Here is a 19,083-nt window from a genome sequence, read left to right as displayed (position 1 = left end):
GCGGGCACGCTAATATTCTAGTCCGAAGAGCATAAGTTCCCTAATGGACGTGTTGTGCACCCCATGGCGGGGCCGCAGATACAGGGAAGGCAGGCGGCCCGACGGGCTGCCTGCCTTCCCTGTATATCGCGATGTACGAGCCGTTAGGCTACGGCCGGCGGGAGCATCAGCCCCGCACCGGGAATCGCTGCCAGCAGGGCACGGGTGTACTCCTGCTGCGGGTTGTCGAACACATCGTCGGTGGAGCCGGTCTCGACAATCCGGCCCTTCTGCATGACGCAGACCTGATCGGCGATCTGGCGCACGACCGCGAGGTCGTGAGTGATGAACAGGTAGCTCAGGCCCAGCTCCGACTGCAGGTCGGCCAGAAGGTTCAGGATCTGCGCCTGGACCAGGACGTCCAGGGCGGACACCGCCTCGTCGCAGATCACCACTTCAGGATCCAGTGCCAGCGCCCGGGCGATTGCCACGCGCTGCCGCTGTCCACCGGAGAGTTCATTGGGATAGCGCTGCATCATCGACGCCGGCAGGGAGACCTGGTCCAGCAGTGCGCGGACCTTCTTCTCCCGGCTCTTGGAGTTTCCGATGCCGTGCACCCGCAGGGGCTCTTCAATGGTCCGGTAGATGTTGTACATCGGGTCCAGGGAACCGTAGGGATCCTGGAAGATCGGCTGTACCCTTCGGCGGAAGTCGAACATCTTCTTGCGGTTCAGCGTGGTGATGTCCACGCCGTCAAACAGGATGTCGCCTCCGGTGGCCTTTTCCAGACCGAGCACCATGCGGGCCACGGTGGACTTGCCGGAACCCGACTCCCCCACCACAGCGGTGGTGGTGCCGCGCGGAATCGAGAAGGACACATCGTCAACGGCTGTGAAGTCCGTGGACTTGCCCAGCGCACCGCGCAGCTTGAACACCTTCGAGAGGTGCTTGACCTCGATGATGCTCTCGTTGTTGACCGCTTCAGGGCTGGAGGCCAGGACCTCCGAACCCTCCATGCCCAGGGACTTGGCCGTCTGAATCCGCCGGGAAGCGAGGGACGGTGCTGATTCCACGAGCTTGCGGGTGTACGGGTGCTGCGGGTTGGTCAGGAGCTCCAGTGCGGGGCCGGCTTCGACCACCTGCCCCTTGTACATCACCACAACCTTGTGCGCGCGCTCGGCGGCGAGGCCGAGGTCGTGCGTGATGAGCAGGACAGCAGTGCCCAGCTCATCCGTCATGCGGTCCAGGTGGTCCAGGATCTGGCGCTGCACCGTAACGTCCAGGGCCGACGTCGGCTCATCAGCGATGAGCAGGCGCGGACGGCAGGAGAGTCCAATGGCAATCAGCGCGCGCTGGCGCATGCCGCCGGAGAACTCGTGCGGGTACTGGTTGGCGCGCTCCGCAGAATCCGGCAGGCCGGCTTCGCTGAGGACCTGTGCAATGTCCTTGGCATCGTGCGGCAGGCCGTTGGCCCGCAGCGTTTCCTTGACCTGGAAACCGATCTTCCAGACCGGGTTCAGGTTGGACATCGGGTCCTGGGGAACCATGCCGATCGAGTTTCCGCGCAGTTCGATGATGCGCTTTTCACTCGCGTGGGTGATGTCTTCCCCGTCGAAGATGATGCTTCCGCCGGACACCGAACCGTTGGAGGGCAGCAGGCCGATGGCGGCAAGCGCCGTCGTCGACTTGCCGGATCCGGACTCTCCTACGATCGCGACCGTTTCACCGGGCATGATCGTCAGATGTGCGTTGCGGACGGCCGGAACATCGCCGTTGTTCGTCTTGAAGGTAATCGCGAGGTCCCGCAGTTCGAGCAGCGGTTGGGGCTGCCCGCCCAGGGCCTGCGCCTGGTTCATGCTTTGCGTAGACATGTTTAGATCCTTAGTCATCGCTTACGCGACTTGGGGTCGAGCGCATCCCGCAGGGCATCGCCAAGCATGATGAAGGACAGCACGGTCAGGGACAGTGCCAGGCCGGGCCAGAACATGGCCCACGGATTGCTGCGCAGGGAGGACTTCGCGGAGAAGATGTCATTGCCCCAGGACATGACGTCCGGCGGCAGGCCAATGCCCAGGAAGGACAGCGTCGATTCGGCCACGATGAAGGTTCCCAGTGAAATGGTCGCGATGACGATCACCGGGGCCAGCGCGTTCGGGATGACGTGCTTGATCAGCGCGGACATGCGGGATACACCCAGCGACTGGGCCGCCGTGACGAAGTCCGCGTTGCGGATCTCGAGGACGGCGCCGCGGGTAATGCGGGCCACCTGCGGCCATCCGAAGGTCACGAGGATCAGGACGATGGTCCAGACATTGCGGTTTTCACGGAAGAACGGGAGCTGGACGACGACGATTGCGCCCAGGATCATCGGCAGTGCAAAGAAGATGTCTCCCACGCGGGCCAGGATGGCATCCACCCAGCCGCCGAAGAAGCCGGCGAGGGCACCGATGACGCCGCCGAGGACCACGACGCCGAGAGTGGCGAAGAGGCCAACGGTCAGGGACGAGCGTGTTCCGTAAACCACCCGTGCCAGGACGTCGCAGCCCTGCTGGGTGAACCCGAGCAGATGGCCGGGAGCCGAGCCGCCGTCGGAGTTGATCAGCAGGCAGTTGTCGTTCGGCTGTTCATTGGTGAAGATGCCGGGGAAGAGTGCCACCACGAGCACGGCCAGCAGCAGCAGGGCACTGATGATGAACAGCGGCTGCTTGCGCAGGCTGCGCCAGGCTTCACTCCAGAGGCTGCGGGGAGCGCCGTCGGCGGTGGAACTGTCAACCGCCGCGACCGGAGTTTCCTCTACGTCGGCCACGAAGTGTTCAATCGGGTATTGCGAGACCTTGCCGCGGCTTGCGGGGGTCAGTGCTTGGTTATTCTCAGGCATATCGAATCCTCGGGTCCAGCCACGCGTACAGCAGATCTACCAAAAGGTTGGCGAGGCAAAAAATCAGGATCAGCACGGTGACGATCGAAACGACCACCGGAGCCTCTCCGTTAAGCACGGCGCGGTACAGGGTGTTGCCGACGCCGTTGACGTTGAAAATTCCTTCGGTCACGATCGCGCCGCCCATGAGGGCGCCAAGGTCCGCACCCAGGAAGGTGGCCACGGGAATCATGGAGTTGCGCATGATGTGTACGACGACGACGCGGCGGCGGCTCAGGCCCTTGGCCGTGGCCGTGCGCACGTAGTCCGCGTTGGCGTTTTCGATCACGCTGGTGCGGGTCAAGCGCAGTACGTAGGCAAAGGAAACCAGTCCCAAAACGATTGCGGGCAGCAGCAGTTCAGTGAACGTGGCGTCGCCGCTGACAGTCGGATTGGTCCAGGCGAGCTTGACACCGAAAACAAACTGCATGAGGAAGCCGAGCACGAAGATCGGAACGGCGATGACGACCAGGGAAAGGACCAGGACGGAGGAGTCGAAGATCTTGCCCTTGCGCAGTCCGGCCAGAAGACCGAAGACAATACCGAAGACGGCTTCGAAAACCAGCGCCATGATGGCCAGCTTCGCGGTGGTCGGGAAGACCTCGGCGATGATCGTGGAGATTTCACGGCCGGCAAAGTTGGTGCCCAGGTCGAAGGTTAGGACGCCTTTAAGGTACGTGAGGTACTGGATCCAGAAGGGCTGGTCCAGATTGTACTGGGCGCGGAGCGCGGCCTCGACGGCGGGCGTGCAGCCCTTTTCGCCGCAGATGGCTGCCGTGGGATCGCCCGGCAGGCTAAAGACCAGGAAATACAAAAGCAGCGTGGCACCCAGGAAGACGGGGATCAGCTGCAGGAAGCGCCTCAGGACATAGCCGGCCATCAGACGTCAGCCTCTGGCACGTGGCGCGCATGCTGTGGGGGGTTGGTGAAACTCATTCGAAAGAGCACCTTTACATTGGAGCGGCCCAAGGGCCCGGCTGCAGTCGCAGCCGGGCCCCTTAGGCTGTGAGGGATTACTTGCCGGTGATGGCGTGGTACAGCGGCACGCCGTTCCAGCCGAACTCAACGTTGTCGACGTTGGTGCTCCAGCCGCCCTGGGCAACCTGGTACCACAGGGGAATGGCGGGCAGATCTTCCAGGAGCATTTCCTGCGCCTGGTTCATCGTCTCGTTGCCTTCTTCAACCGAGGTGGCAGCCAGGCCCTTGTCCAGCAGGGCCTCGAACTCGGGGTTGTCGTAGCGCGCATCGTTGGAGCCTGCACCCTTGGTGTAGATCGGGCCCAGGAAGTTGTACAGCGACGGGTAGTCAGCCTGCCAGCCGGAACGGATGGAACCGGTCAGGACACCGTTGGTGGCCTCGGTGCGGGCTTCCTTGAAGGTTGCGTACGGCTTACCGGTGATCTCAATGCCGAGGTTGTTCTTGACACCGTTGACTACGGCTTCAACCCAGGTCTTGTGATCGCCCTTGTCCGCGTTGTACGCGATGGTCAGGGGCTGTGAGGCGTCGTACGGAGAGATCTTCTCCGCCTGGGCCCACAGGTCCTTGGCCTTGTCCGGGTTGAACTCGAGGTTTTCGCTGCCCGGCAGGTCGGCGTCGTAGCCGTCCAGCACCGGTGCGGTGAAGTCCTCGGCAGGCGTGCGGCCGCCGGCGAAGATCACCTGGGTGATTTCGTCACGGTTGATCGCCATGGAGAGGGCCTGGCGGCGGAGCTTTCCGGCTTCACCGCTCCAGTTCGGGAGGTAGTACGGGATGGCAATGGTCTGGTTGCCGGCGTACGGGGACTCGATGGAGCGGTCCTCGCCGAGGTCGCTCTTAAAGTTCTTGACGTCAGACGTCGGGATGGTCTTCAGGACGTCCAGGTTGTCGGAGATCAGGTCCTGGTAGGCCGTCGTGTCGCTCTGGTAGATCTTGAACGTCACGCCGGCGTTCTGGGCCTTCTGGGGTCCGTCGTAGGACTCGTTCGGCACCAGCTTGATCTGCTGGTTGTGCTCCCAGGCGCCTTCACCGTCGAACTTGTACGGGCCGTTGCCGACGGGGTTTTCGCCGTAGGCAGCCGGGTCCGCCAGCGCTGCGGCAGGCAGCGGGTAGAACGCGCTGTAGCCAAGGCGCAGCGGCCAGTCGGACTCGGGCTGGCTCAGGGCCACTGTGAAGGTGGTGTCGTCAACGACGGTCAGGCCGGACATGGAGTCCAGGGTGGAGCCTTCAGCGCTGGCTTCGGCATAGCCTTCGATGCTCTCGAAGAAGGTGCCGGAAAGCTGGGCGTTCTTGGCAGCTGCACCGTAGTTCCAGGCGTCCACGAAGGACGAGGCGGTAACCGGGTCACCGTTGGTGAAGGTCTTGCCCGACTTCAGCTTGATGGTGTAGTGCTGGGCGTCATCAGTCTCGATGGACTCTGCCATCTCGTTCTGCGGCTTGCCGTCTGCGTCATAGCTGACGAGGCCGGCGAACAGCAGGTCCAAGATGGCGCCGCCGCCAACCTCGTTCGTGTTCGTGGGGATCAGCGGGTTCTGGGGCTCGGAACCATCCGCGATGATGACGCGACTGGTGTCGCCTTCCGCGCCGGACTGGGCCGAATCGTCGCCGCCGCCGCAGGCGCTAAGCGCCAGTGCAGCAACTGCCGCGACGCTGAGCAATTTGGAAGTGCGTGTGTAGCGCATTCCGCCTCCTATGTTCTGAAATAAGGCTGACTGGGCGTCAGCACTGCGGCTCTCGGGACAGTGAGCCGACTCACAAGTTCAAAAGCATATTGCTTTGGAGTACACCGTACTAATCACCGGCGGGGGCAAATGACCGGCGGAGAGCTTGAGGCGGTTGTGAGGGGGGCCTCAATCGGCCGCTCGTGAGGGAATATATAGAAAAACATGCACATGTAACGATTTGGCATACGGCGGTCGTGTTACGACACAAAGCTATCTTTCTGCCTCACCGCGTGCCACTATTCCCGCCCGAAGCCCCGGGGCCGCGCGGGCCGTGCAGGCCGTACGCTGCTAGCGGGCAACAGACCATTCCCAGAAGTTCCACCACAAACCGGTGGAGTTGGGCATGTACTCCACATGTTCAATGGTGTCCGCCGAGGCCTGCAGGCCCGGAACCTGGTACAGCGGCAGCCCGTAGCGTGCCTCCCAGATCAACCGGTCGATGCGGGTTTGCAGCTCATCACGGCGCTGGGAACCGGTCTCGGCGAGAAGGTCATCCATGAGGGTGTCCGCCTCGGGGCTGGAGAACCCGTTGTAGTTGGACGCCGCGCCGGTGCGGAAAACCTGGGGTGTGCCGGAAACGCCCACGCCCGATGCCGTCCATCCAAAGATGGCTGCGTCGTAGGTGTCCGTCCCCAGTTGGGCGGCCCATTGGTCGGCCGGGAGGCCGCCGTCGACGACGTCGAACCCCGCCTCCTCCGCCGACTGTTCCATCAGCTTGAAAGCCGTTGCACGGTTGGCGTTGTCCCGGTTGTACAGGAGCCGCACCTGAGGCGCTGCAACGTCGAGCAGTTTCCGCGCGCGGTCCAGGTCCACCTTCGCAAACCCCTCGGATCCGTTCGTGGCCGCCGCATCCTCGTAGCCGGCCTGATCAGTCAGGAATACTTGCGAGTCCAGCGGTTCCACGCCGGGCTGGAGCTGCGCCGCGGTCTCTTCGACGATGGCCGCCCTCGGCACCGTTTTCAGGAAAGCCTCACGGACGCTTTCCTCGGCAAAAACACCGGTGAAGTTCAGGTCCACATGCTCATATGCGAGCTGGTTCCCCTGATGCAGGTTGATGTTGCTCATGGTGTTGAGGGCAGGCAGTGTGCCAGGGTCCGGCTGCGGCGAGATGATATCCACCGAACCGTTCCTTAGCGCGGACACCTGGGCCGAAGGATCCTGGATGAAACTGACGACGATTTCGTCCAGCTCCGGCGCCGGCCCCCAGGTGTAATCCGCGTTCCGGACCAGGGTCAGGGAAACGCCCGGATCGATCTTTTCCACAATGTACGGACCCGTGGAGAGGTAGAGGGCGGGATCCTCGGGCAGGGTCCGGGCCGTGAAGGCAGTGTTCCAGTAGTCGGCGACGGCGCGCAGCTGCGGATTCTCCGGCGCCGGTGCCAGGACATCCCCTGCCGGGGTGTCCCGGATCAGCGAGGTCAGCTCCTTTTCATCCGCCAGCCCGGCACGCTGGGCCACAATGTGCGCCGGAACGCCGATTCCGCCGTCGTCCGTCAGCGACCCGAACGCGGTCTCCCAGTCCGCATACGGCTGGGAGTAGATCAGCGTGATCGAGCGGTTGTCCTCGCTGACTTCAGGCAGGCCGGTCAGCGCCAGGGCTTCGGTGGATCCGGCGTAGTCAAAATAGCGCGTGCCGGAGAGGACCGTGCCGTTGGTGGCCCTGAGCTCGTCGTTGAAGCGGCCCGATGCCGCTGCCCACGCGAGCATCATGTCATCCGCTCCCACCGGGGCGCCGTCGGACCAGGCGACCCCCTCGTTGACCGTGTACTTAACCGTCAGCGGATCCTCGGATACTTTCTCGTACGTGCCGAACTCATCCAGTGGAACAATGTCCAGGTTGTTGTCCACATAGTTGAAGCCGGAGTGGGTGGCGTACGCGATCCGATGGTTGATTTCCGTGTTGCCGGATGCCGCCTGGGGATTGAATGAACTGAAAGTTCCGGACTCGGCAACCTGGACCTGGCCTCCCGGAGTGGGTGAGGCGCCGGGCGATTCCTCAGTGTTTTCAGCTTCGGCGGTACAGGCACTGAGTGCCAGGGCGGCGGCAGCGCATGCGGCGCCCAACTTGGTCAGGCGGTTCAAACGCATTTTGGGCTCCCCGGGATGTATGGCGTCGATCGCACACCCAGTGATAATTGCACACCGCCCGGGTTCCCACGAGCATTCGGGCGGGGCCCGGCCAGCCCCCGGCCCTGCTGCTGCACGCGGGGCATGGATACGATGGACACAGGCTTCAACAGCGCGGCCATCAAACCGGAGGACTCTCATGAAAATCACCATTGTCGGCGGGTCCAAAGGCACCGGAGCCCTCTTGGCCGCGCTGGCGCATGAAGCGGGCCATGAAGTCACCGTCGTTTCCCGCACCGGGAGCGCACCCGCCGGTAGCCGCGCTGTCGCCGGGGATGCCTCCGATCCCGCCGTGGCAGCGCAGGCCGTTGCGGGAGCCGACGCCGTCGTCGTCACCGTGGGCGGCGCCAAGGGAGCTCCCCGGCAGCGCGCTGCCGTTACCAAGACTGTCATCGGGGCGATGCAGGATGCCGGAGTGCGCCGGCTCCTGGTGCAGTCCTCGCTGGGCGCCGGAGATTCGGGTTCGCAGATGCCAGCCCCGCTGCGTGTTGTCATGCAGGCGGTGCTGGCCAAGGCGCTGGCCGACCACAACGAGCAGGAAGCTGCCGTTCAGGGTTCCGGCCTGGACTGGACCATCGTCCGGCCCACCGGGCTCACGAACAAGGAGCCGACCGGCACCTGGAAGGCCCTGGAAACGGGCGACGGCGGGCGGCTGGGCGGCTCGATCCCCCGCCGGGACCTTGCTGCCTGCATGCTCGGGATTCTCAGTGACAATTCCACCATTGGCAAAGCCCTTGGGGTGAGCAGCTAACCCTGGTTAGATTTTTCCGAGGCGGTAGAGGCTAAGCAGTATCGCCTGAATCTGTGGCGTGTACATGATGGAGTCGTATTGCTCCCCTGCACTGTTGGCCCGCTGTTCCACCACCGCGCCCAGTGTTCGGGCCAGCTTCGACGGCTCCCATGCACCCGGCTCTCCGTCGAGAACTCCTATCTCTCCGAGCCGCTTGTTCAGGGCAATGGCACTCATGCCGGCATCCTCCGGGCGAAGCTCGCCTGCTTTCGACCATGAACTGATAACGGCAGTCAGCGTCACGGCCCGCGGAAGCTCAGCGTCCAGGGGCGCGGACTCCGACGGCGCTTCACCCTCGAGTGCCTCGGTGCCTGTTGCCTTGCACTCCCCCTCCACTGCGGTATCGAACTCCTCAATGGGAGCGGGCACTGAAACTGAGCGCTGGGCGAAGGCGGACATCACGCTGAAGACTTTGCCGTTGTCCCATCGGTTCGCGGCCGCGAAAACCACAAGAAGGTCCTTCGCACGTGAAACTGCCACGTTCATCAATTCCGGATTCGCATCAATGAAGCCTGCCTGCGGACTGCCCTCACCGTACACAGCGGAAAAAAGAACAATTGGCCGCTCCGCACCTTGGAGACGGTGTGCCGTGCCCACCGTAATCTTTGTCCATAGCTGTTCCGGCAGATCCGCTGACGCCTCCGCCGCTTTCGCTGCCTTCTCCAGCTCCTGGCTGATCAACCGGGCCTGGGCGCTAAACGGCGTCACGACCGCGATCAGGGCATCCTCGGCAACGCGCTTGTTCGGATCCGGTTCAGAGGTGGAGTAGACATCCCGGAAGCGTGCATAGTTCTCCACGATCCAGGCGGCGACCGCTTCCGCCTCCGCCTGGTTGGTACGGCTGGACCCTTGCTGGGAGTCATGCGAGCCCGGCACGTCAATCCAGAGGAAGGCGGGAGACACCCCGTGGAGCTTGGATTCTTGTGCATTACGCTCCGCCTTGAGCAACCCGTCATACAGAAGGGTGTTGCAGAATCCAATAATGTCCGGGTGGCACCGGAAATGCTCCGCGAGGAACAGCCCCGGAGATCCTTTTCCGTAGCTCCAGCTTGAAGCATGGGCGGCCGTCCGCATCAGGCTTGAATGCTCGGAACACGTCACGCCGCGCTTCTGTAAATCCTCTGACCATGCGGGTGCAGAAATGCCGGCGCTCTGCGCCACTTCACAGTCCGTTTGCTCGTCAATGGACCACACGGGCGGCAACTGTTTCTCATCGCCGACTACCAGGGCACGTGAGGCCAGCGCGAAATTCGGCAGGCCAAGCGCGGTATCCACCTGACCGGCCTCGTCTACGATCAGCAGGTCAATGCGCCCGGTGTCAAAGCGGGCGGGTTCTCCTTGCTTTGTCCAAAGCTTGAAGTACTTCGGCACCTGATAGACGGTCATGACGAAGCACGGTGTCAGCGCAGCGGCCTGCCGCCAGTACCGCTCCATGACGCCTGAGGTTTGTTTGAACCGTTCTTCGGGCTCGATGAAGTCCTTGGTGAGAAGCCACTGGGCCTCGAAATAGTGCACGGCCAGCCAGAATTCGGCATACCGGAGCGTCACATCGAGCTTCTGATCGAGCAGCTCCAGGGAATCGCACTCCTTCAACTCCCGCACCCGACCGAGGGTCCGCAGATGCGGCGACGCCTCCACTTCTTCGCAAAGGCTGACGTAACGGTTAGAGCGCCCCTGCGACCTCATGGTGGTCACCAGTTCGACGCGGTACCCGTCCAATTCCGTCAGAGCGTCGTGAATCCACTGCTGCAGCTGGGGAATATCGGTGATGCTGCCGAAAAAGGCATGGGCGCTGAGTGCAAAGCGGTCCTTCGCCCCGGCTATGTAGGCTTGGCTGCTGTACGCGGAATACGTCTGGCCCTTGTCCTTTTGTTCGACCAGGAACTTCGTCCTGGCTTCGGCCAGCTTCCCTGTTGACGGACAGTAGACCGCCAGCGAGCGCAGCGCTTCATCGGCGGATGCCTCCCCGTTCCGCTCCTGCGGCAGCCAGCGGAACTCCAGCGGGCCGGGCTCGTCCTTCGCTACCGAGGCGAACGAGGAGATGATGTTGGTGACCGCCTGGTTGTTGGTGGAAGTGCCCACGATGACAGGCGGAGATCCCTTTTCCAGGGCACGGCGAGTCACGAGGTTAGCTACGACCGCCTGCAGCATCGTCGTCTTGCCGGTGCCGGGAGGACCGCTGACGGCGGTGACCTCACTGCCCGCCCCGTCGAGGAACGCATGCACAGCACGTCGCTGCGAATCCGCCAACGGGTTTCGGTCTCCCATTGATCCGCATGACATGAGGGCAGCCCCGTACAGCCCGCCGCCGTCGTGGATCCCCATCTGATGAGGTCTTTCGCCTGACCATCCGGCCGTCATCCGCTCCACCAGGGCTGGCATCTTCTTCGCCGTGCCGAGAAAGTCATAAAGGTCCAGGAGGGCAGCCACCGCGTAGATCCGGTCTGTCTTCTGGACAAAGCACAGCTCATGCTCAACCGTTTCACCGCGCTGCTTCTGCGTGGACACGTACTCCTCGATGGTTTGCTTTGCGACGTCCTCGAATAACCGGTCGGCCACCTTCATCGCGTCAGCGAAGGACTCGTTCTGGGAGACATCTGAACCGAGCACGGACCGTGCATACTGCCAGAAATCGCTCAGCGACCCGACCATGACCTTTTTGCCGCTGACCGAGGGTGATTCCAGACGTTCGGACGGTATCCATGGAGAGGAAGCCGTCTCCAGCACGGGCACCAGCCGGCCGTCCGGAAACAGGTTTGCGGCTAGGAGCAGCAGACCGCTGTGAGCTGCCGGGCCGCTATTGGTGAGTTGGTTCAGTGAAACGAGGGACACCACCACGGAAATCGGTGTGGCTTCGTTCGACTCAGCCTCGGTGGGCCGCGGCGAGCCTGATGCGTTCTGCTGAGCGCGGCGTCCGGCCTTCTCCTTGTCAGGATCGGAGAACAGTGTTGCGGTGTCCTCCGCACTCAAGGCTCCCGTGGCAAGCTGCTCGCGTCCCGTGACCACGTAGACGGAGGAGTCCTGAAAGGTGATCTCCTCCAACCGTCCGCGCCTGAGCACCCGCGAAAAATAATCTGCCACCTGCACCGCGTCCACCATGCCTGGTTCCTCCCCCGTCAGCCTCAGTCAGTGGTCGGTCACGCTACCGGAACCATCCGTCACTGCACAGTGCGTAGTTTTCTCAACCCCGGCCAGCCGCGCACCAAAGCCGGCACACAGGACGTGTGCGTCCTGCAACGGCATCCACCAGCACGTCCAGGACTGAGGTTCACCGCCGTCGGACGGGTGACCCTCTCCTGCGGTCCAGCGCTCCTCTAATGCCTCATCGACAAGCTCCAGCTGAAAGAAATGCCGCTCATGAACCTCGGGCTTCGAGGGCCACACGTCGTATTGCTCAACGCCGAGCGCCTGGACGACGCGCGTTCGCAGCCCGGTCTCTTCGTACACTTCACGGACCACCGCTTCGGCCGGCGGTTCTCCCGGCTCGATGGTTCCCGCGGGTACCTGCACGCCGGTGATTTCCATCGGTACGTGATTGTGCGTGAACACCAGGAGGCGCTCCTCGTGAAGAACGTAGCCGACAGCCTTCTGCACGGTACGCCGGTGAGAGTGGCCGGACGAGGATTTCGAAACCAGCGGCTTCACCATAATCAGGCAGGGCGTTCCAGCACCCCACAGGTCCGTTTCCTCCAGAGCAAGGAATCCCGACTTCTCGTAGAAGTGCCGGGTCAGCGCGTATCCTGCGTCCGGATGCGACGGACCGAGAGTCTTGACCTCCAGCAGACGGACGCCCCGCGTGATCGCATCTGCCTCGACGGCGGTGAGCATCGCGGTTCCGACACCGGTGCCGTGGACGGCGCGGTCCACCACCGTGAGGTGGATTTCGGCCGTGTGGGGAAAGTGCCGGTCAACCAGCGTGACTCCGACGACGCTGCCGGCGTCGTCGCGCACGGTCCACGTTTCCTTGCTTCGGGCGGCCTCGATGTACCCGGCATTCGACTCCGGCTGCCCGAACCACTCCGGCACGCTCGCCAGCAGGCGGGCGACGTCGTCGGGCACCTGGCGGTCCCTGGCTGCCCTCCACCTTGGGTATCTCTCCTCCGGTCCCCTGGTTCCGTCCTCCACAGCGCACCCCGTTCCGGCGATTGGTGCGTCCATATCGCCGAGCTGATCGTAGCTGTTCCCCGCCAAGAAAAAGGGCCGGTCCGGCAATGACGCATGCCAGGCCGGCCCTTTCAATCAGGATCTCCGGACAGAGGAGCGGGACTCCGCCGTCTTCCGTACCCGCGCAGCTCAGACCGTCGCGAGTGCTGCCTTTTTCCGGTCCTTGGCAGCCGCGATGCGCGGGCCGCTAAACCACAGCACGATCCCCGCCAACACCCAGATGCTCAGGGTCAGGGCCGCAGCGCCCCCGCCGACGCCGTCGAAGTACGCCACGGAACGGACCAGGGTGCCGGCAGCACCGGGCGGCAGGAGCTGGCCGATCATGGCCACCCCGGCGGGAAGCCACTGTGCGCTGGTGGAAATGCCGGCGAAAGGATTGCCCACAAACATCATGGACATGGCAGCAATGGTGAATCCTTTGGTGCCGAAGCACTCGTTGAGGCCGGCCAGGGGCAGGGCCAGCGCTGCGATGCCAAGGGCCACGCTTGCGGCAACTGGAACCAGGGGCCCCTCGATGCTGCCGAAGAGGTACTTCAACACGGCGGCCACCACGAATCCGCCCGCGACTGAAAAACCGGTGAGGCCGGCAAAGATCCACCAGCGTTTCCCGGACAGCATGGAGCGGAACGCTACCGCAGGGACAATGCCGCCGAAGACCAGGGGGAACGCCAGGCCGCCGATGCCCACGCCCGTCGGGTCTCCGGAGGGAAGCGGAACCACGTCCACAATCTCGGCCGTTTGCCCCATGCTGCCGGCCATCGTGGCACCGACATTGCTGACCGTCCCGGACACTGCGGTTGAGCCGGCGCTCGCCACGTACACCTGCATGTCTTCCGGATCCGAGAAGTCGACGCCGCCGACGATTTCCCGGTCCCGGATTCCCTGCTCCAGCGCGTCGGCACTTTCGTAGGCGTGGACGGCGAAGGCGCCCGGTGACTGCGACTCCAGCGTTTCCGAGACCGCCTCGGCTTTCTCCTGCGATCCGACTACGCCCAGGCCCAGGTCCCGCGGTCCGGAATGGAGGGAGGGTGAGATAAAAAGCATCAGCAGGGCAAGCAGGATGACCGAGAGTCCGACGGTCAGGCCCGCCCAAATGGCTGCGTGCTTGCGATGGGAGCCGGATGCCGGCGCTTGAGCTGTCATGGTCCTTCAAAGTTCCTATCTGGAGGAATTTCCTCCGTAACTAACGGATGATATTCCTCCGGTTTAGACTGGAAGTCAACTTGAAGGGAGCCGGAATGAGGGCTGACGCCGCACGTCGGAGAGAAGCGATCATTAGCCATGCGAGGCACATCTTTGCCCAGCGGGGCGGGGATGTTGCACTGGAGGCCGTGGCAGCGGCGAGCGGCGTGGGTATAGCCACCCTCTACCGCAATTTCCCGTCCCGCGATGATCTGGTCAGGGCCGTCGTCCAGGACACCGTCGAGGGCATCCTTGACGCCGCCCGCGAAGCTCAGGCGGGACTTGGGACAGATGCTGCCGCATCCTGGGAACAGCTTTTGTCGCAATTGATGTCGATGGAACTGGGTGCGCTGACCGACGGTCTCGCCTTGCAGGCAGGCAGCGCCTCCGATCTGGAAGCAACTCCCCTGGCGCAGGTGCAACGCCCTGCCGTAGAGGCGTTGGATGAGGTGCTGGCTGGCCTGAAGGCAAATGGGGCGGTCCGGCAGCCGCTTACGGCGCTGGAGGTTATTGTTGCGGTTGCGACGATCACGCGCCCGCAGGTCGCTGCCATCCGCAATGCTGCCCCGGATGTCCAGACGCAGCTGGCTCAGGCTTACCTGCTGTGGAGCCGTGCCGCGTAGGGCCGTGGAGCAGGAGACGCAGCGGGCCAATGCGTCCAATCGATGACGGCAATGGTGACGCCGCCCCGGGTAGCCACTCCCCTATTCGCGCCAGGGAACGTACTGAGACCGGCCTTCCCAGGAACCATGCTCTGACAACGGTCGAAAGCGCAGCGTGGTGAATTCGTGGTGGAAGTCCCGGCGTTCGCGTTCAACCATTGCCTTCGCGTGGCGGCGGGCTGCTTCCCCGTCGTCGCGGCCGGACACCATCCCGGTCATCGCGCGGGTACTGGTCCAGATGGAGAACGTTGAGACTGTCCGAGGGAGCCGGAGCCCTGCCAAGGCCAGTGTTGCGTCGGGGTGGTCCCGAATCTGGCTCTCCACCGGGCGGCCCCATTGGATGAACCGCGGCAGTTCCGGGAGGCGGAGCCGCGCAAGTGTCACGGCGACGACCGGCTCATCCGGCCTCGAGGGCTCCGCCGTTTCCTCCAACCCGCTGAACTCGGAAACCTCGCCCCAGCGGCGCAGGTACCGCAGCCGGACGTGCCACCCCTGGTCCAGTTTGCGTCCCAAGGGATCGCTGGAAAGAAAGGACGACAGCGCCTGCTCGTCCTCCCACTGAGCGAAAACCGCCGTGCGCTTTAGCTGCATCCGGCGAGGGGAAACGATCGGCGCACCCAGCGCCATTCCGGCGAACACTTCGGCGTGAACCAGGCCGGGCGCTCTCAGTGGCCGCAGCATGGCGCCGACGGCGGTGAGCGGCGGCAGGGCGGCGAGGTGGAACGAGTAAAGGCTCATGGCGCCGGTGCCGGTTGTTTCCCCATCCCCTGATCCTTGCCCGGACCGGCGACAGACGTCAAATGATAGCCAGCGCCGTGTTAGTCAGCCCGCCTGTAGTGCACAGAGATCGCACCGTTGCGCATCGGTTCGGTAGAGATTAGCTCCAGGCGGCGCGTGCTGGACAGAAGATCCTGATACAGGGTTGGCCCATGCCCCGTGATCATCGGGTGGACGAGGAACCTGTACTCATCAATCAGGTCCAGCCGGTCCAGCGCTGCGGCAAGCCTGCCGCTGCCGAGGAGAACGCCGTCGGGAGTCCGGTCTTTGAGTTCCTGCACTGCGGTGCGCAGGTCGCCCTCGATCCGGTGGCTGTTGTTCCACGGGAAATCGCTGCGTGTCGCGGACACGACGTATTTGGGTTTGGCCTCCAACTTGAGCGCCCAGTCGCGCATCGCCGTCGGCGCTTCGACGTCCCCGCGGGCGACCAGGGGCCAGTAGCTTTCCATTAGCTCGTATGTGGTCCGACCCCAGAGCATTGCCCCGCTTTCATCCAGAAGCCGCGTGTAATGGGCATGCGTCTCGTCGTCCGCAATCCCCTCCTGGTGGTCGATGCAGCCGTCCAACGTGACGTTGAAACTGAAAGTGAGCTGGCCCATAGGGCGATTCTCGGTCGCCCCCGGTCCACGCGCAATGCTCCACCGACGCAGCTTCCAAAGGAATCTCGGCCACCGCGGATGGGCACACATTCCTCCCCCAATCTCCGGACCGGGAATACGCTGCTCGCACCGGAAGTTCCCCTTTCGCCGGCAACGGCCGGCGAATAACTGCGAGGAGAGAACAGACATGTCACGAGTAGTCATCTTCGGCGGAACCGGATACGCCGGCGGAAACATCGCCCGCGAAGCGGTTTCCCGCGGACACCAGGTCGTCTCCTACTCCCGCAATGCCCCGGACCAGCCGCTGGACGGAGTCCAATACCGCACCGGTTCACTGGCCTCGCCGGAGGTCCTCGCGGCAGCCGTGGAGAACACCGACGACCTTGTCGTGGCCGTGCACGGAGCCAACGTCGACGGCGCCCCGCTCACCACCTACGTGCCACAGTTGGTCGACGCCGCGCGCACCAACGGCGTACGCCTCTCCTTCGTTGGCGGTGCGGGTTCGTCGCTGGTAGCTACGGACGGCCCGCGCCTGGTCGACACCCCGGACTTCCACGACGACTGGAAGCCTGAGGCCCTGGCACACGCGGAGGTTCTCGAGGCACTGCGGCGGGCCCCCGAGGATCTCGACTGGTTCTATGTGAGTCCGGCGGCCCTCTTCGGTTCCTTCGCTCCGGGCGAGACCACCGGCGCCTACCGGACCGGCGGCGACGTCCTGGTATCCAAGGACGACGGATCTTCGGAAATCTCGGGTACCGACTTCGCGCTGGCCTTCGTCGACGAGATCGAGAACCGCGCGCATCCAAGCCAGCGGTTCACCGTCGGGCACTGACGCAAGACCTCAGACGGGAAACACAGCACGGGACCGGAAGAACGACAGAAGAACAACACCATACAGAGGCAGCCCCTTTCCTCGGCTGGAGGAAAGGGGCTGCCGGCTGTTTTTCAGCGTCGACTAGACGTTGAAGCGGAACTCCACCACATCGCCGTCGGCCATGACGTAGTCCTTGCCTTCAATGCGGACCTTGCCGCGGGACTTGGCCTCAGCCATGGAACCCGCTTCCACCAGGTCGTCGAAGGACACAACTTCGGCCTTGATGAAGCCGCGCTGGAAGTCGGAGTGGATGACACCGGCAGCCTGCGGGGCCGTGTCGCCCTTGCGGATGGTCCATGCACGGGTTTCCTTGGGACCGGCCGTCAGGTAGGTCTGCAGGCCCAGGGTGTGGAAGCCAACACGCGCCAGCTTGTCCAGGCCGGACTCTTCCTGGCCGCTCATCTCGAGCATTTCGCGGGCTTCTTCTTCGTCCAGCTCCACCAGGTCGGCTTCGAGCTTGGCGTCCAGGAAGATGGCATCCGCAGGGGCTACCAGGGCGCGCAGTTCCTCCTGGCGCTCCGGGTTGCCCAGCACGGCGTCGTCCACGTTGAACACGTAGATGAAGGGCTTGGCGGTGAGAAGGCTCAGCTCGCGCAGGTGTTCCATGTCCAGCTTGTCCTTCTCCACGGAGGAGAAGATGGTGTCGCCGCGCTCCAGCACGGTCTGCGCGGCCTGCATGGCCGCAAGCTGCGCGGGGTCGCGCTTCTTGATCTTGACTTCCTTTTCGACCCGCGGGATCGCCTTTTCCAGCGTCTGCAGGTCGGCCAGGATCAGTTCGGTGTTGATGGTCTCCATATCGGAGCGCGGATCCACCTTGCCGTCCACGTGGATGACGTCGGGGTCATCGAACACGCGGATGACCTGGGCGATAGCCTCGGCCTCACGGATGTTCGCCAGGAACTGGTTGCCCAGCCCTTCGCCTTCCGACGCGCCCTTCACGATGCCGGCAATGTCCACGAAGGACACCGTTGCCGGGAGGATGCGCGCGGAACCGTGAATCTCGGCCAGCTTGGCCAGGCGGGGGTCCGGAAGGGACACGACGCCGACATTCGGTTCGATGGTGGCGAACGGATAGTTCGCCGCCAGAACGTTGTTGCGGGTCAGCGCATTGAACAGGGTTGATTTGCCGACGTTGGGCAGGCCGACGATGCCAATAGTAAGAGCCACGTTAACCAATCATACCGGTGGCCGTCAGGCTCCGGCGCGCCGCCCGCCCAGACCGCGGGAGGTGTCCCCCATGGCCTTGAGCGTGGCGCGGATTTCCTTGGGCAGGGAGAAGATGATGTCCTCCTGCGCGGTGACCACTTCCTCGACGTCGCCGTAGCCGTACTCAGCCAGCAGGTGCAGCACATCCTGAACCAGGTTTTCCGGCACGGAGGCTCCGGACGTCACACCAACGGTGGCAACGCCCTCAAACCAGCTCTCGTCAATTTCGTTGGCGAAGTCCACGCGGTGCGAGGACTTGGCGCCGTATTCCAGCGCAACTTCCACCAGACGGACGGAGTTCGAGGAGTTGGCGGACCCCACCACCAGCACCAGATCCGCCTCGGGGGCGATCTTCTTGATGGCAGCCTGCCGGTTGGAGGTGGCATAGCAAATGTCGTCGCTGGGCGGGTCCTGCAGGGTGGGGAACCGCTTGCGCAGCAGGTTTACCGTGTGCATGGCTTCGTCCACGCTCAGGGTGGTCTGGGACAGCCAGATCACCTTATCCGGATCCCGGACCACAACCTTGTCCACGTCTTCGGGACCGTTGACGATCTGCGTGTGTTCGGGGGCCTCGCCGTAGGTGCCTTCCACTTCCTCGTGGCCGGCGTGGCCGATCAGCAGGATGTCAAAGTCGTCGCGGGCAAACCGCACAGCTTCCTTGTGGACCTTGGTCACCAGCGGGCAGGTGGCGTCGATAGTCTGCAGGTTCCGGTCCTTTGCGGACTGCACGACGGCGGGAGAGACGCCGTGCGCGGAGAAGATCAGCCGTGCGCCTTCCGGGACCTCGTCGGTTTCATCAACGAAGATAGCTCCCTTTTCCTCAAGCGTCTGGACCACGTGGAGGTTGTGGACAATCTGCTTGCGGACGTACACGGGCGGGCCGTAGGCTTCCAGCGCCTTTTCCACGGCAATCACTGCGCGGTCGACGCCGGCGCAGTAGCCGCGCGGTGCAGCCAGCAGGACGCGGCGCGCCCCGGAAACGGGTGCGGCGGCGGCTACCTCCTGCGGACTGCGGCGCCTGCGCGGCACGGTGGGCATAGGCACGGAAACGGCAGTGCTGGTCATGCCTCCATGGTATCGGGTGCCCCGGCACCGAAAGTCCGTCCC

15 protein-coding genes are annotated in these 19,083 nt (G+C 63.8%); 3 read left to right on the top strand and 12 right to left on the bottom strand.

What is annotated here, in order from left to right; all coding sequences use genetic code 11:
• Window positions 1–143 precede the first annotated feature (143 nt).
• The 5 genes from AC4D2W_RS08895 to AC4D2W_RS08875 all read right to left on the bottom strand — a co-directional run bounded on the left by AC4D2W_RS08895 (window position 144) and on the right by AC4D2W_RS08875 (window position 7,683).
• Complete coding sequence (locus AC4D2W_RS08895; protein ID WP_490926527.1) at window positions 144–1,850, bottom strand: ABC transporter ATP-binding protein; 1,707 nt, start codon at window positions 1,848–1,850, stop codon at window positions 144–146.
• 14 nt (window positions 1,851–1,864) lie between these two features.
• Window positions 1,865–2,857, bottom strand: a complete 993-nt coding sequence (locus AC4D2W_RS08890) for an ABC transporter permease (protein ID WP_490926526.1) — start codon at window positions 2,855–2,857, stop codon at window positions 1,865–1,867.
• Complete coding sequence (locus AC4D2W_RS08885; protein WP_400931337.1) at window positions 2,850–3,776, bottom strand: ABC transporter permease; 927 nt, start codon at window positions 3,774–3,776, stop codon at window positions 2,850–2,852. The genes AC4D2W_RS08890 and AC4D2W_RS08885 overlap by 8 nt, the downstream gene beginning before the upstream one ends.
• A 133-nt stretch (window positions 3,777–3,909) precedes the next feature.
• A complete protein-coding gene (locus tag AC4D2W_RS08880) occupies window positions 3,910–5,553 on the bottom strand; it encodes a peptide ABC transporter substrate-binding protein (RefSeq protein ID WP_490926525.1) in 1,644 nt (547 codons plus the stop codon).
• A gap of 330 nt (window positions 5,554–5,883) precedes the next feature.
• Window positions 5,884–7,683 carry an ABC transporter family substrate-binding protein gene (locus AC4D2W_RS08875; protein WP_490926524.1) on the bottom strand — a complete coding sequence of 600 codons (1,800 nt, stop codon included), beginning with the start codon at window positions 7,681–7,683 and terminating at the stop codon, window positions 5,884–5,886.
• A gap of 178 nt (window positions 7,684–7,861) precedes the next feature.
• Here AC4D2W_RS08875 and AC4D2W_RS08870 point away from each other — a divergent pair, with 178 nt between their 5' ends.
• Complete coding sequence (locus tag AC4D2W_RS08870) at window positions 7,862–8,473, top strand: NAD(P)-dependent oxidoreductase (RefSeq protein WP_490926523.1); 612 nt, start codon at window positions 7,862–7,864, stop codon at window positions 8,471–8,473.
• A gap of 6 nt (window positions 8,474–8,479) precedes the next feature.
• Here AC4D2W_RS08870 and AC4D2W_RS08865 read toward each other — a convergent pair whose 3' ends face one another.
• The 3 genes from AC4D2W_RS08865 to AC4D2W_RS08855 form a co-directional block, all read right to left on the bottom strand.
• A complete protein-coding gene (locus AC4D2W_RS08865) occupies window positions 8,480–11,611 on the bottom strand; it encodes a DEAD/DEAH box helicase (RefSeq protein WP_490926522.1) in 3,132 nt (1,043 codons plus the stop codon).
• A 27-nt stretch (window positions 11,612–11,638) separates the two neighbouring features.
• Window positions 11,639–12,571, bottom strand: coding sequence for a GNAT family N-acetyltransferase (locus tag AC4D2W_RS08860; RefSeq protein ID WP_490926521.1), 933 nt, complete (start codon window positions 12,569–12,571; stop codon window positions 11,639–11,641).
• Window positions 12,572–12,805: 234 nt separating this feature from the next.
• Window positions 12,806–13,819, bottom strand: a complete 1,014-nt coding sequence (locus AC4D2W_RS08855; protein ID WP_490926520.1) for a hypothetical protein — start codon at window positions 13,817–13,819, stop codon at window positions 12,806–12,808.
• A gap of 95 nt (window positions 13,820–13,914) precedes the next feature.
• On the opposite strand from AC4D2W_RS08855, the gene AC4D2W_RS08850 reads away from it, so the two are divergent.
• On the top strand, window positions 13,915–14,481 hold the full coding sequence (locus AC4D2W_RS08850; protein ID WP_490926519.1) for a TetR/AcrR family transcriptional regulator: 567 nt from the start codon (window positions 13,915–13,917) through the stop codon (window positions 14,479–14,481).
• A gap of 81 nt (window positions 14,482–14,562) precedes the next feature.
• Here AC4D2W_RS08850 and AC4D2W_RS08845 read toward each other — a convergent pair whose 3' ends face one another.
• Window positions 14,563–15,258: a hypothetical protein gene (locus AC4D2W_RS08845; RefSeq protein ID WP_490926518.1), complete on the bottom strand. Its 696-nt coding sequence runs from the start codon at window positions 15,256–15,258 to the stop codon at window positions 14,563–14,565.
• 80 nt (window positions 15,259–15,338) lie between these two features.
• Window positions 15,339–15,896, bottom strand: coding sequence for a dihydrofolate reductase family protein (locus tag AC4D2W_RS08840; protein WP_490926517.1), 558 nt, complete (start codon window positions 15,894–15,896; stop codon window positions 15,339–15,341).
• 187 nt (window positions 15,897–16,083) lie between these two features.
• On the opposite strand from AC4D2W_RS08840, the gene AC4D2W_RS08835 reads away from it, so the two are divergent.
• The gene (locus AC4D2W_RS08835) at window positions 16,084–16,728 is read left to right on the top strand and encodes an NAD(P)-dependent oxidoreductase (RefSeq protein ID WP_490926516.1); all 645 of its coding nucleotides are present in this window, start codon (window positions 16,084–16,086) and stop codon (window positions 16,726–16,728) included.
• A gap of 123 nt (window positions 16,729–16,851) precedes the next feature.
• On the opposite strand, the gene ychF is transcribed toward AC4D2W_RS08835, so the two are convergent.
• On the bottom strand, window positions 16,852–17,937 hold the full coding sequence (gene ychF, locus AC4D2W_RS08830; RefSeq protein WP_490926515.1) for a redox-regulated ATPase YchF: 1,086 nt from the start codon (window positions 17,935–17,937) through the stop codon (window positions 16,852–16,854).
• A gap of 24 nt (window positions 17,938–17,961) precedes the next feature.
• On the bottom strand, window positions 17,962–19,041 hold the full coding sequence (locus AC4D2W_RS08825) for a 4-hydroxy-3-methylbut-2-enyl diphosphate reductase (RefSeq protein WP_490926514.1): 1,080 nt from the start codon (window positions 19,039–19,041) through the stop codon (window positions 17,962–17,964).
• Between the last annotated feature and the right edge of the window lie 42 nt (window positions 19,042–19,083).

The sequence above is a fragment of the Arthrobacter sp. TJ-58 genome, from assembly GCF_058269295.1.
This window is presented reverse-complemented; position numbering and strand designations above follow the sequence as displayed.